This window comes from Pseudomonas sp. Irchel s3h9, from assembly GCF_900187475.1.
Classification (GTDB): Bacteria; Pseudomonadota; Gammaproteobacteria; order Pseudomonadales; family Pseudomonadaceae; genus Aquipseudomonas; species Aquipseudomonas neuropathica.
The window spans coordinates 167,383-179,529 of sequence record NZ_FYDH01000016.1 but is presented as its reverse complement, the minus strand read 5'-3'; the positions used below and the strand labels follow the sequence as shown (position 1 = coordinate 179,529).

Annotated in this window: 16 protein-coding genes; 9 read left to right on the top strand and 7 right to left on the bottom strand. The window is 58.8% G+C overall.

What is annotated here, in order from left to right; all coding sequences use genetic code 11:
- Positions 1-545 precede the first annotated feature (545 nt).
- The 5 genes from CKW26_RS24345 to tsaA all read left to right on the top strand — a co-directional run bounded on the left by CKW26_RS24345 (position 546) and on the right by tsaA (position 4,244).
- A complete protein-coding gene (locus CKW26_RS24345) occupies positions 546-1,019 on the top strand; it encodes a GNAT family N-acetyltransferase (RefSeq protein ID WP_095050448.1) in 474 nt (157 codons plus the stop codon).
- A 189-nt stretch (positions 1,020-1,208) separates the two neighbouring features.
- A complete protein-coding gene (locus CKW26_RS24340; protein WP_042704893.1) occupies positions 1,209-1,919 on the top strand; it encodes an rRNA pseudouridine synthase in 711 nt (236 codons plus the stop codon).
- A gap of 72 nt (positions 1,920-1,991) precedes the next feature.
- Complete coding sequence (locus CKW26_RS24335) at positions 1,992-2,462, top strand: DUF1456 family protein (RefSeq protein ID WP_095050447.1); 471 nt, start codon at positions 1,992-1,994, stop codon at positions 2,460-2,462.
- 129 nt (positions 2,463-2,591) lie between these two features.
- Positions 2,592-3,362, top strand: coding sequence for an SDR family oxidoreductase (locus CKW26_RS24330; protein ID WP_093436415.1), 771 nt, complete (start codon positions 2,592-2,594; stop codon positions 3,360-3,362).
- Between the two features lie 183 nt (positions 3,363-3,545).
- A complete protein-coding gene (gene tsaA, locus CKW26_RS24325; protein WP_095050446.1) occupies positions 3,546-4,244 on the top strand; it encodes a tRNA (N6-threonylcarbamoyladenosine(37)-N6)-methyltransferase TrmO in 699 nt (232 codons plus the stop codon).
- A gap of 101 nt (positions 4,245-4,345) precedes the next feature.
- On the opposite strand, the gene fpr is transcribed toward tsaA, so the two are convergent.
- A complete protein-coding gene (fpr, locus tag CKW26_RS24320) occupies positions 4,346-5,125 on the bottom strand; it encodes a ferredoxin-NADP reductase (RefSeq protein WP_007908723.1) in 780 nt (259 codons plus the stop codon).
- Between the two features lie 133 nt (positions 5,126-5,258).
- Here fpr and CKW26_RS24315 point away from each other — a divergent pair, with 133 nt between their 5' ends.
- Positions 5,259-6,185: a LysR family transcriptional regulator gene (locus tag CKW26_RS24315; RefSeq protein ID WP_095050445.1), complete on the top strand. Its 927-nt coding sequence runs from the start codon at positions 5,259-5,261 to the stop codon at positions 6,183-6,185.
- Here the strand turns inward: CKW26_RS24315 and CKW26_RS24310 are convergent.
- Both CKW26_RS24310 and erdR read right to left on the bottom strand, forming a co-directional pair.
- On the bottom strand, positions 6,182-6,544 hold the full coding sequence (locus tag CKW26_RS24310) for a diacylglycerol kinase (RefSeq protein WP_003222276.1): 363 nt from the start codon (positions 6,542-6,544) through the stop codon (positions 6,182-6,184). The genes CKW26_RS24315 and CKW26_RS24310 overlap by 4 nt on opposite strands.
- A 74-nt stretch (positions 6,545-6,618) precedes the next feature.
- Positions 6,619-7,269: a response regulator transcription factor ErdR gene (gene erdR, locus CKW26_RS24305; RefSeq protein WP_095050444.1), complete on the bottom strand. Its 651-nt coding sequence runs from the start codon at positions 7,267-7,269 to the stop codon at positions 6,619-6,621.
- On the opposite strand from erdR, the gene CKW26_RS29980 reads away from it, so the two are divergent.
- On the top strand, positions 7,262-7,420 hold the full coding sequence (locus tag CKW26_RS29980) for a hypothetical protein (RefSeq protein ID WP_156685511.1): 159 nt from the start codon (positions 7,262-7,264) through the stop codon (positions 7,418-7,420). The two genes, erdR and CKW26_RS29980, sit on opposite strands and share 8 nt — an antisense overlap.
- A 72-nt stretch (positions 7,421-7,492) precedes the next feature.
- Here CKW26_RS29980 and CKW26_RS24300 read toward each other — a convergent pair whose 3' ends face one another.
- Entirely contained in the window at positions 7,493-8,239 is a 747-nt protein-coding gene (locus CKW26_RS24300) for a tRNA-uridine aminocarboxypropyltransferase (protein WP_034154936.1), read from the bottom strand.
- A 189-nt stretch (positions 8,240-8,428) separates the two neighbouring features.
- On the opposite strand from CKW26_RS24300, the gene CKW26_RS24295 reads away from it, so the two are divergent.
- On the top strand, positions 8,429-8,854 hold the full coding sequence (locus CKW26_RS24295; RefSeq protein ID WP_016985722.1) for a PA3611 family quorum-sensing-regulated virulence factor: 426 nt from the start codon (positions 8,429-8,431) through the stop codon (positions 8,852-8,854).
- Here CKW26_RS24295 and CKW26_RS24290 read toward each other — a convergent pair whose 3' ends face one another.
- The gene (locus CKW26_RS24290) at positions 8,855-9,049 is read right to left on the bottom strand and encodes a hypothetical protein (RefSeq protein WP_077571372.1); all 195 of its coding nucleotides are present in this window, start codon (positions 9,047-9,049) and stop codon (positions 8,855-8,857) included. It abuts the gene before it with no gap.
- A 350-nt stretch (positions 9,050-9,399) separates the two neighbouring features.
- Here CKW26_RS24290 and CKW26_RS24285 point away from each other — a divergent pair, with 350 nt between their 5' ends.
- On the top strand, positions 9,400-10,518 hold the full coding sequence (locus CKW26_RS24285; RefSeq protein WP_095050443.1) for a TIGR00730 family Rossman fold protein: 1,119 nt from the start codon (positions 9,400-9,402) through the stop codon (positions 10,516-10,518).
- Between the two features lie 55 nt (positions 10,519-10,573).
- Here CKW26_RS24285 and recX read toward each other — a convergent pair whose 3' ends face one another.
- Together recX and recA are read right to left on the bottom strand one after the other, a co-directional pair.
- Positions 10,574-11,044 (bottom strand): recombination regulator RecX, encoded by a 471-nt coding sequence (gene recX, locus CKW26_RS24280; RefSeq protein ID WP_095050442.1) that lies wholly within the window; start codon positions 11,042-11,044, stop codon positions 10,574-10,576.
- 8 nt (positions 11,045-11,052) lie between these two features.
- Positions 11,053-12,108 carry a recombinase RecA gene (gene recA / locus CKW26_RS24275; protein WP_007908746.1) on the bottom strand — a complete coding sequence of 352 codons (1,056 nt, stop codon included), beginning with the start codon at positions 12,106-12,108 and terminating at the stop codon, positions 11,053-11,055.
- Between the last annotated feature and the right edge of the window lie 39 nt (positions 12,109-12,147).

Here is a 12,147-nt window from a genome sequence, read left to right as displayed (position 1 = left end):
GGCATCCACGATGTCTACTGGAGTAGACATCGTATCGCCCGAATCGACTTGAACTTGCAGATCGTGACGGCAGGTAAGAAGATCTAAAACCGTCCACCATGTCTCCGAACATGTGTCCACCATGTCTCCGGTACATACACTCCCAGAGGGAGAGGGGACTGATCTATGTGTTCTTTCGAGGCATATCGACCTGAGCGATCCGGTCGAACTCGGGTTTTGAACAGCATGAAGATCAGCGCCCTTCCCCCTCGCCCTCTCCCAGAGGGAGCGGGGACTGATCGAGGTGTTCTTTCGAATTGCGGCGACCTGAAATATCGAGTCGGACTCAGGCTTTGAACAGCACGGAGATCAGCTCCCTTCCCCCTCGCCCCCTTGGGGGAGAGGGTTGGGGTGAGGGGGTGAGCTCTTGCTGGCGACAGAAGTATCCAGCAAGACACCGCAAAAAATACAAAAAGCCCCGCTCTTTTTACGAGATGCGGGGCTTTTTTACGGCTATCGTTTAGCGGGGGACGGACTCCCTTGAAACGGACAAGAGGCAGACGGGCATGCGTCACCATTCGGTCATCCACACGCCGAAACTCAGCGATTATCAGGAACTGACCCGGGTCTGGGAGGCCTCGGTTCGCGCGACCCATGATTTTCTGCCAGACAGCTATATCGAGCTGCTGCGCAATCTGGTGCTCACCCGCTATCTCGATGCAGTAATGCTGATCTGCACCAAGGACGCTAACCAGCGCATCACCGGGTTTGCCGGAGTTGCAGCGGGCAAGATCGAGATGCTGTTCATCGACCCCGCCCATCGCGGTCAGGGCCTGGGTAAAAAGTTGCTGACTTACGCCCTGCAGCATCTGAACGCCGATGAACTGGATGTGAACGAGCAGAACCCGCAGGCGCTGGGCTTTTACTTCAAGCAGGGTTTCGAGGTAATCGGCCGTTCGGAGGTGGATGGCATGGGGCAGCCGTATCCGTTGCTGCATATGCGCTTGCGGCAGAACCAGCAGCGCACCAGCAATGGCTGACACACCATAAAACCCTGTGGGAGCTGGCTTGCCAGCGATGCGGGCGCTGCGGTCTGCAAGAAATACCGAGGTGATGCCATCGCTGGCAAGCCAGCTCCCACAGGTAAAGCGAACAGCCTGTAAATGGAACCGGGCTTAACCGGCGCCACACAGGTACAATGCCCACCCCTTTTTTGTTACGGCCCTGTCATGACTGACCCGATTCGCCTCTCCAAACGCCTCATCGAACTGGTCGGTTGCTCCCGCCGGGAGGCCGAGCTGTTCATTGAGGGCGGCTGGGTCACCGTGGACGGCGAAGTGATTGACGAGCCGCAATTCAAGGTCGGCGACCAGAAGGTCGAGCTCGACAAGGACGCCAAGGCCACCGCGCCGGAGCCGGTGACCATCCTGCTCAACGCGCCGGCTGGCATGGATGTCGAGACCGCCATGCAATCGCTGAGCGCCGAAACCCTCAGCGAAGAACACCGCTTCAGCAAGCGCCCGTTGCGCGGGCACTTCCTGCGCCTGACCGCCAGCGCCGACCTGCAAGCCAAGGCTAGCGGCCTGCTGGTGTTCACCCAGGACTGGAAAATCCTCCGCAAGCTCACTGCCGACGCCGCGAAGATCGAGCAGGAATACGTGGTTGAAGTCGAAGGAGACATGGTCGCCCACGGCCTCAACCGTTTGCAGCACGGCCTGACCCACAAGGGCAAGGAGCTGCCGCCAGTCAAGGCCAGCTGGCAGAACGAAAACCGCCTGCGCTTCGCCATGAAAAACCCGCAGCCCGGCATCATCGCCCAGTTCTGCGAAGCGGTCGGCCTCAAGGTCATCGGCATCCGTCGCATCCGTATCGGCGGCGTCTCGATCGGCAAGGTTCCGGTCGGCCAATGGCGCTACCTGTCCGGCAAAGAGAAGTTCTAAGACTTCCACTGCCGCCACACATTCCGGCAGTGCGCCCGCGCGCTGCCCACAACGCTTATCAGGATTACTCACATGATTCATAACGACGTATTGCGCAGCGTGCGCTACATGCTCGACATCAGCGACAAGAAGGTTGTCGAGATCATCCAACTCGGTGGCATGGACGTGGCCCTCGCCGACGTGATCACCTGGCTCGACAAGAAAGAAGAAGACGAAGAAGGTTTCGTGCGCTGCCCGGACGAAGTGATCGCACACTTCCTCGATGGCCTGGTGATCTTCAAGCGTGGCAAGGACGAAAGCCGTCCGCCGCAGCCGATCGAAGTGCCGGTGACCAACAACATCATCCTTAAAAAGCTGCGCGTGGCTTTCGAACTGAAAGAAGACGACATGCACGCGATCCTCAAGGCCGCCGAGTTCCCGGTGTCCAAACCTGAGCTGAGCGCGCTGTTCCGCAAGGTCGGCCACACCAACTACCGCCCGTGTGGCGACCAGTTGCTGCGCAACTTCCTCAAGGGTCTGACCCTGCGCGTTCGCACGGCCTGATTCCCTTCTGCGGTGGCGACGGATGGTCGCCGCCGCAACGCATGACCGCTCATTCCCTCTGAAAATAGTGGCTCCACTTTTCGCGGCTGACGACTAGGGTGTATTGATCCCTAGCACTCAGGACTCGCCATGCACCCGTATTTCTCCCTGCAAGGCCGCACCGCTCTAGTGACCGGCGGCACCCGTGGTATCGGCAAAATGATCGCCAAAGCCTTTGTCGAGGCTGGCGCGCGTGTCTACGTGTGCTCGCGCGACGCCGAAGCCTGCCATCAAACCGCGGAAGAACTCAGCGCCTTGGGCAAGTGCCACGGCGTGGCGGCGAATCTGGCGACGGAAGAAGGCGTGCAGGAACTGGCCGCGCGCCTGGGCGAGCAGATCACGCATCTGGATATTCTGGTGAACAACGCCGGCACTACTTGGGGCGCGCCGCTGGAGAGCTACCCGGTCAAGGGTTGGGAAAAAGTCATGCAGCTCAACGTGACGTCGGTGTTCAGTTGCATCCAGCAGTTTCTACCGTTGTTGCGCAAAGCGGGTTCGGCGGCGAACCCGGCGCGGATCATCAACATCGGTTCGGTGGCGGGGATTTCTTCGTTTGGCGAGCAGGCGTATGCCTATGGGCCAAGTAAAGCTGCCCTACATCAATTGTCGCGGATTCTCGCGCGGGAACTGGTGAGCCAGCACATCAACGTCAACGTGATTGCGCCGGGGCGCTTTCCGAGCAAGATGACCCAGCATATTGGCAATGATCAGCAGGCGTTGGCCGAGGATACGGCGCTGATTCCGATGAAGCGTTGGGGGCGTGAAGAGGAGATGGCGGCGTTGGCGATCAGTCTGGCGAGTACGGCTGGGGCCTATATGACCGGGAATATTATTCCGCTGGATGGCGGGTTCAGCCTCTAGGTCGGCGGTGAAGCTATCGCGAGCAGGCTCACTCCTACAGGGATTTTCAGCGAACACAGATTTTGTGTACACCCATGACCCTGTAGGAGTGAGCCTGCTCGCGATGGCGTCAGCCCAGTCACCACCTGCCATAAGGGCTGCCGGGTTATCATGCCCACCCCTGCCCCGCTTCGAATACACACCATGACTTACAGCGTCTCCCCCATCGGCTTCGTGCGCTCCTGCTTCAAGGAGAAATTCGCCATCCCCCGCCAACCGCAACTGGCCCCCGCCGCCCGTGGCGTGCTGGAACTGGTGGCGCCGTTCGATCAGGGTGACGCCGTGCAGGGTCTGGAACAGGTCAGCCATGTCTGGCTGCTATTCCTGTTTCATCAGGCACTGGAAGACAAACCACGGCTGAAAGTGCGCCCGCCACGTTTGGGCGGCAACAAGTCCATGGGCGTGTTCGCCACCCGCGCCACCCACCGACCAAACGGCATCGGCCAATCGGTGGTGAAACTGGACAAGGTCGAAGCCAATCGGTTGTTCATTTCCGGGATCGATTTGCTCGACGGCACGCCGATTCTCGACATCAAACCCTACGTGCCTTACGCCGATATCATTCCCGACGCCGCCAATAGCATCGCCAGCGCCGCGCCGCAGTTGATTGACGTGCAGTGGACGGACGCTGCACTGAAACAAGCGCACACACACGCTCAGCGCCTTCAAGAGCCGTTGGTCGAGCTGATCGAGCAGTGCCTGGCGCAGGATCCTCGCCCGGCGTATCAAACCCCGGCGCCTGAACGCGAGTACGGCGCGCAATTCTGGGATCTGGATGTGCGCTGGCATTACCCGACGCCCGAGCAGATCCGCGTACTCGAAGTCATTCCTGCCACAGCCTGAGGCAGCTCCTACATGGATTGTGGCAGGCATGAAGGAAATGTTTCGGGCATAAAAAAGCCCCCATTGCCTGCATAGGCAATGGGGGCTTTTTAAGGGGGGGCTTACTTCTCGACGAACGCACGCTCGATCAGGTAGTCACCCGGCTCGCGCATCCGCGCCGAGATCTTCAGGCCGAAGCTGTCGAGCACTTCGCTGGTCTCGTCGAGCATGCTCGGGCTGCCGCAGATCATCGCGCGGTCGTCCTGCGGGTTTATCGGTGGCAGACCGATGTCGCTGAACAGCTTGCCGCTGCGCATCAGGTCGGTCAGGCGGCCCTGATTCTCGAAAGGCTCGCGGGTCACGGTCGGGTAGTAGATCAGCTTGTCACGCAGCGCCTCGCCGAAGAACTCGTTTTGCGGCAAGTGCTCGGTGATGAATTCGCGATACGCGACTTCGTTGACGTAACGCACACCGTGAACCAGGATCACTTTTTCAAAGCGCTCGTAGGTTTCCGGGTCCTGGATCACGCTCATGAACGGCGCCAGACCGGTGCCGGTGCTCAGCAGGTACAAGTGCTTGCCCGGGTTCAGGTCGTCGAGAACCAGGGTGCCGGTAGGCTTCTTCGAGATGATGATCTCGTCGCCTTCCTTCAAGTGCTGCAGTTGCGAGGTCAGCGGGCCGTCCTGCACCTTGATACTGAAGAACTCCAGATGCTCTTCCCAGTTCGGGCTGGCGATCGAGTAAGCGCGCATGAGCGGCCGGCCGTTGGGCTGTTGCAGGCCGATCATCACGAACTGACCGTTCTCGAAGCGCAGGCCCGGATCGCGGGTGCACTTGAAGCTGAACAGAGTGTCGTTCCAGTGATGAACACTGAGGACACGCTCGTGGTTCATGTTGCTCATGTACGTTTGACTCCTGGATATTGGGTCTGCGCTGGCTTTTGAAGGCGACGGTGCGCAATTGCATCGCATTCTAATAGCGACGACAATATCTGTTAACTGGATTATTAAGATAAGGGTTATCGGTTATATCGATATGCGATTTACTCTCCGTCAACTGCAAGTCTTCGTCGCCGTCGCCCAGCAGGAAAGCGTATCCCGTGCTGCGGGTCTGCTCAACCTCTCGCAGTCGGCCGCCAGCACCTCGATCACCGAACTCGAGCGCCAATCCAGCTGCCAGCTGTTCGACCGTGCCGGTAAACGGCTGAGCCTCAACGCCCTCGGCAAACAGCTATTGCCGCAGGCGGTGGCCCTGCTCGATCAGGCCAAGGAAATCGAAGACCTGCTCAACGGCAAATCCGGTTTCGGCTCGCTGTCGGTGGGCGCGACGCTGACCATCGGCAATTACCTGGCGACCCTGCTGATCGGCAGTTTCATGCAGCGCCACCCGGAAAGCCAGGTGAAGCTGCACGTACAGAACACGGCCAATATCGTGCAACAAGTCGCCCACTACGAAATTGATCTGGGTCTAATCGAAGGTGATTGCAGCCACCCGGACATCGAAGTGCAGAGCTGGGTCGAAGATGAGTTGGTGGTGTTCTGCGCTCCGCAGCATCCGCTGGCCAAGCGCGGCAGCGCGACCATGGAAGAACTGACTCGCGAGGCATGGATTCTGCGTGAACAGGGTTCCGGCACGCGGCTGACCTTCGATCAAGCCATGCGTCACCATCGCAGCGCATTGAATATCCGTCTTGAGCTGGAACACACCGAAGCGATCAAACGTGCGGTGGAATCAGGACTAGGGATTGGCTGCATCTCGCGGCTGGCGCTGCGTGATGCGTTCCGCCGCGGCAGTCTGGTGCCCGTGGAAACGCCGGATCTGGATCTGGCGCGACAGTTCTACTTCATCTGGCACAAACAGAAGTATCAGACTTCTGCCATGCGCGAATTTCTCGATCTGTGCCGCGCTTTCACCGCCGGGGTGCAGCGCAGCGACGAGATCGTTTTGCCGACAATCGCTTAAAGCAGAATCACTGCCCACACCAGCGCGATCATGCTCAATGCCACGAATTGTGCGGCGCTGCCCATGTCCTTGGCATTCTTCGACAGTGGATGCAGTTCTAGCGAGATGCGGTCGATGGCCGCTTCCACCGCCGAATTCAGCAACTCGACGATCAGCGCCAACAGGCACACGGCAATCAACAACGCTTGTTCGACACGGCTGACATTAAGGAAGAACGTCAGCGGAATCAGCACCACATTGAGCAGTACCAATTGGCGGAAGGCTGCTTCACCGGTAAAAGCTGCGCGCAGGCCATCCAGCGAGTAACCGGAGGCATTGAGGATACGTTTCAGGCCGGTCTGGCCCTTGAAAGGTGACATAAAGTAGAAACCAACCAAAAAGGAGTGGGAAAGCTAGATCAACAAAAGTCAAAAAAGCGTGAAGACGCCAGCCATTATTGGCTCGGAATTGACTCAAGTTGTTGCAGCAGTAAAGCCGCCTGCGTACGAGTGCGCACATTCAGCTTGCGAAAGATCGCCGTGACGTGGGCCTTGATGGTCGCTTCCGACACGCTCAGTTCATAGGCAATCTGCTTGTTCAACAGGCCTTCGCAGACCATGGTCAACACGCGGAACTGCTGGGGCGTCAGGCTGGCGAGGCCATCGCTGGCGGCTTTGGCTTCGTCGGAAACACTGACCGCCTCGAACGCTTGTGGCGGCCAGAACACATCGCCATCGAGCACTTTGCGCACGGCTTCCTGAATCACGCTGAGGTCGCTGGACTTGGGAATAAAACCACTGGCGCCGAACTCACGGGACTTGACCATCACCGAAGCTTCTTCCTGCGCCGAGACCATCACCACCGGAATCTGCGGGTACTGTCCCCGTAGCATGACCAAACCGGAAAACCCGAAAGCACCTGGCATGTTCAGGTCCAGCAGGACCAGATCCCAGTCAGCCTTTTCGGTCAGACGCGTTTCCAGCTCGGCGATGCTCGCCACCTCCACGAGCCGAACATCCGGGCCAAGGCCCAGCGTCACCGCTTGATGCAGGGCGCTACGAAACAGAGGGTGATCATCGGCAATCAGGATGTCGTATGTGGCCATTTTTCAAATGATCCTGTTTTTGATGGCAGACCCGGAGCATTCCGGTCTGGCCAAAGCAACTCAAGATGCCGCTTTCAAGCGATATCCACAGGGGCACGTTCAACGCCAATCATCAGCAAACACGGCGTTTCAAACCTTGGCCGCACCCTAATCGGCGCCAAGCATGCCCAGCGAAGACGGGGTGGTCAAGCAGCACGGCCGCTGGCTTGTACAGTATGGGCCACTATTGGGCCAACTCCGGCTGCGGCTTTCGTATATAGGGCAGCAACTCGGCGTGAGCCGGCGTCGATTCATTCATGTCCAGTTGCTGTTTGGCGCCGAGGTAATGCTGGCTGAACACGTCGAAATAGGCGTCCAACGCCGAGGCGGCGTCGCTGTCACCGGCCAGCTCCAGGCACAACGCCGCGACTTCGGCGGTGCACAGGTGCTCACTGCGGGTCGAACGGCGCAAGCGGTAGCGCGAGAGTTTGTCGGGCAGCAAGCTGAGGATTGGCAAACGGTCGAAATACGGGCTCTTGCGGAAAATCTTCCGCGCTTCGGTCCAGGTGGCGTCGAGCAGAATGAACAATGGGCGCTTGCTGCTATCGATGGCGACGGTGTTGGTTACTCGCGAGGGCTCCACGTATTCGCCGGGAAACACCAGATACGGTTGCCATTGCGGGTCATTGAGCAGCGCCAGCATCTGCGGATCGGGCTCGGTACGCGACCAGATAAACGCATGGTTATCGCGCACCACGTCGGCAATCAGCCAACCGGTGTTACTCGGCTTGAACACTTCCTTGCCAGTCATGATCAGGCACACGCCCGAACGCGTTTCGACGCTCGGGCGCCAGGCGCACAGGCAATGGCTGATGATCACCCGGCAGTCGCGGCAACGCTCGGAGCGAAAACCTCGGGCCTGAATGGGCTTGATGCCTTCATCTTCGCGCTGGTCACGCAGACGAGCGACGGCGTTGGGGGCATGATTCATCGCGGGCAACGCCGGCAGACAGGGAAACTCGACACGAACAGCACTCGGCAGGGCAATAAAGGCCGGCAGTTTACCAGAGCGACGGGCACAAGCCTGTACCCTCCCGACCGGCTCCCCTATAATTCGCCGCCACTGAACGCACAGTCACGTGGCTGGTCGAACCACCAGTCACTGAACCAGGAGAGTTTCATGCTGCGCCTTATCGTTCCCACCGCTGCCATTCTGCTGGCGTCGTCCTTCACCGCTCAGGCTGCATCGCTGAGTGAGCAGAATCTGAACCGCGAGCTGCGCAACGTCGCCGCACAAAGCAGCGTCGGCACGCCACGCGCCATCAGTGAAGACATTCTTGATCAGGGTTTCACCGTGGAAGGCACGCAGTTGATCAACCACCTGAGCGTGCAGAAGAGCCACGCCGACAAAATGCGCGCTGACCCTAAAGCCGTGTATTTCCAGTTGGGCGCCTCGGTGTGCAACAACCCGTCGTTCCGCAAGCTGATGGCCAAGGGTGCGATCATGCGTTACGACTTCACTGAAGTGAAAACCAACAAAGCGATCGGCTCCGCCAGCTACCAGGAATCGGATTGCCCGAAAGCCGCCCCGGCGAAGAAGAAGTAATCATCGCGAATTGGCGCGCCGCTGTTCATCCTCGGCGCGCAGTTCGGCCAGCAAGGCCTGTAGATAGTGTGAACGGCGCTCGCCGCCCGCCAACCGCCGGCAGCACTCCTCTTCGAGACTGAGTTGATTGGTCTCGGCTGCCGCTTTCAACATCCGATACAGCTGCGTATCGATCTCCAGAATCACTCTGGCCATATGTCCCGCCTCCTTGCCACCCACGAATCCTTGAATTGCATGCGCCTGGCGTACGATCGTTGACGCAAAGCTGTCGTACGGCGCCTGTACGTTAGTTAATCAGAGGGATTGCCCCTCGGCGCACGTTCGGACGAGCGGTGAAGCAACACGCGGAAAATCAATAAACGATTGCCAGCCAAAACTTTACAGCGCAATGATCAAGTCAGCGCAAATGCGCGCGAGGGTCTAGATTCAGTGTATTCCCGATCTTTTTTCAACGGCAGGCAAGGAACTGCCGATCGTGTGTTTTTTGCAGCGCGGCACTGACGCCGCTCGTCAGGGCCGACGCCCTGTGCAGAAGGAGACGTTGAATGCCTTACCAACCGAATGACCTCTTGAGCCGTCATTTTCAGGAAAGCGGCCCCGACCTCATCAGCAAGGTCGAAGAACAACTCAACCGTGTTTCCCCCAACAGCCCGAATATCCCTATCTACCGCGACATGATCCTGACCGTGCTGCGCATGGCCCAGGAAGACCACAACCGCTGGAACGCCAAGATCACCTTGCAAGCCCTGCGCGAACTGGAGCAGGCGTTTCGGGTACTGGAGCAATTCAAGGGCCGACGCAAAGTCACCGTATTCGGTTCGGCGCGCACACCGGTCGAACATCCGTTGTATGCGATGGCCCGCGAACTCGGTGCAGCCTTGACCCGCTCGGGAATGATGGTCATCACCGGTGCTGGCGGCGGCATCATGGCCGCCGCGCACGAAGGTGCCGGCCGCGATCACAGCCTCGGGTTCAATATCACCCTGCCCTTCGAACAGCATGCTAACCCGACGGTGGACGGCACCGGCAATCTGCTGCCGTTCCACTTCTTCTTTACCCGCAAGTTGTTTTTCGTCAAAGAGGCCGACGCACTGGTTTTATGCCCCGGTGGCTTCGGCACGCTGGATGAAGCGCTGGAAGTGCTGACATTGATCCAGACCGGTAAAAGTCCATTGGTGCCGGTGGTGCTGTTGGATGCGCCAGGCGGCACGTTCTGGCAGGGCGCGATGGACTTTATCCGCCAGCAACTGGAGAGCAACCGCTACATCCTGCCGACCGACATGAAACTGATGCGACTGGTCTACAGCGTCGACGAGGCGGTGGAGCAGATCAACCAGTTCTACAGTAACTTCCACTCCAGTCGCTGGCTCAAGCGACAATTCGTGATCCGCATGAATCATAAACTCAGCGATCAAGCGCTGGAGCACATGCAGGAGGCCTTTGCCGATTTGTGCCTGAGCGATCGGTTTCATCAACAGGCCTACGCCGGCGAGGAACACGATGAAGCGCAGTTCAGCCATCTGGCGCGACTGGCCTTCGCTTTCAACGCGCGCACTCACGGGCGTCTGAGGGAGTTGATCGATTACATCAACCTGCCGGAAAACTGGGCAGATTCCCAACCGCAAACAGCGCAACGCAGCCGCGAACCGTCAAAGGCAATTTGAGGGCAAAAAAAAACGGCCCGCTATTTTCATAGCGGGCCGTTTTTATTGAATCGGTTTAATCGTCTATCCCTCGACCGCTGAACAAGCGGTTGATCATCTCCATCGAAAACCCCCGATAGGCCAGGAACCGGCCCTGTTTGGCCCGTTCTTTCGCATCAATCGGTAAATGCCCGGAGAACTTGCGTTGCCACGTCTCCTGCAATTGCTCCTGCCAACTGATACCGCTTTCGCGCAGGGCGAGTTCGATATCGGCGCGCTGCAAACCGCGCTGGCTCAGCTCTTCGCGAATCCGCAGAGGGCCATAGCCGGAACGGGCACGGTAGGAAACAAAGCTTTCAAGGTAACGGGCTTCGGAAAGCAGCCCCTCTTCCGTCAAACGGTCGAGGGCTGTTTCGATCATCTGCGCCTCAGCGCCGCGTTGACGCAGTTTGCGCGTCAACTCGACTCGACCATGCTCGCGACGTGCGAGCAGGTCCATGGCAGTTCGCCGCACCGCGACGAGGGTATCGAGTACTGCAGTGGTCATCGCTGCAATCAGATGTCAGCGTCGGCCAGGTCGTCTTCAGTCTCTTTGACTGCTGAGGCCTTGGAGTCGATCACGGCTGGAGTAAGCAGCTTGTCACGCAGTTGCTTCTCGAGCTTCGCGGCAATTTCCGGGTTGTCCGCCAGGAACTTGGCCGAGTTGGCCTTGCCCTGACCGATCTTGGTGCCTTCGTAGGCATACCAGGCGCCGGACTTCTCGACGAAACCGTGCAGCACGCCCAGGTCGATCATCTCACCGTTGAGATAAATGCCCTTGCCATAAAGAATCTGGAACTCGGCCTGACGGAATGGCGAAGCGACCTTGTTCTTCACAACCTTGACGCGGGTTTCGCTACCAACCACTTCGTCGCCTTCTTTCACCGCGCCAGTACGGCGGATGTCGAGACGGACCGAAGCGTAGAACTTCAGCGCGTTACCACCGGTAGTGGTTTCCGGGCTGCCGAACATCACGCCGATCTTCATACGGATCTGGTTGATGAAGATCACCAGGCAGTTGGCGTTCTTGATGTTACCGGTGATTTTACGCAGCGCCTGGGACATCAGACGGGCTTGCAGGCCCACGTGCATGTCACCCATTTCGCCTTCGATTTCAGCCTTTGGTACCAGAGCTGCCACGGAGTCGACGATGATCACGTCAACCGCGTTGGAACGCACCAGCATGTCGGTGATTTCCAGTGCCTGTTCGCCGGTGTCCGGCTGGGACACCAGCAGGTCGTCGACGTTGACGCCCAGCTTGCCGGCGTATTCAGGATCGAGGGCGTGTTCGGCGTCGACGAATGCGCAGGTCGCGCCGGCTTTTTGCGCCTGAGCGATCACGGACAAGGTCAGTGTGGTTTTACCGGAGGATTCAGGACCGTAGATTTCAACGATACGGCCTTTTGGCAGGCCGCCAATGCCGAGCGCGATGTCCAGACCCAGAGAGCCAGTGGAGATAGCCGGGATCGCCTGACGGTCTTGATCGCCCATACGCATCACGGCACCCTTGCCGAATTGACGTTCGATCTGACCCAGGGCCGCAGCCAAGGCTTTCTTCTTGTTGTCGTCCATTAAAGTCCTCACGTAATCAATAAGGCCTGACGGCCAACA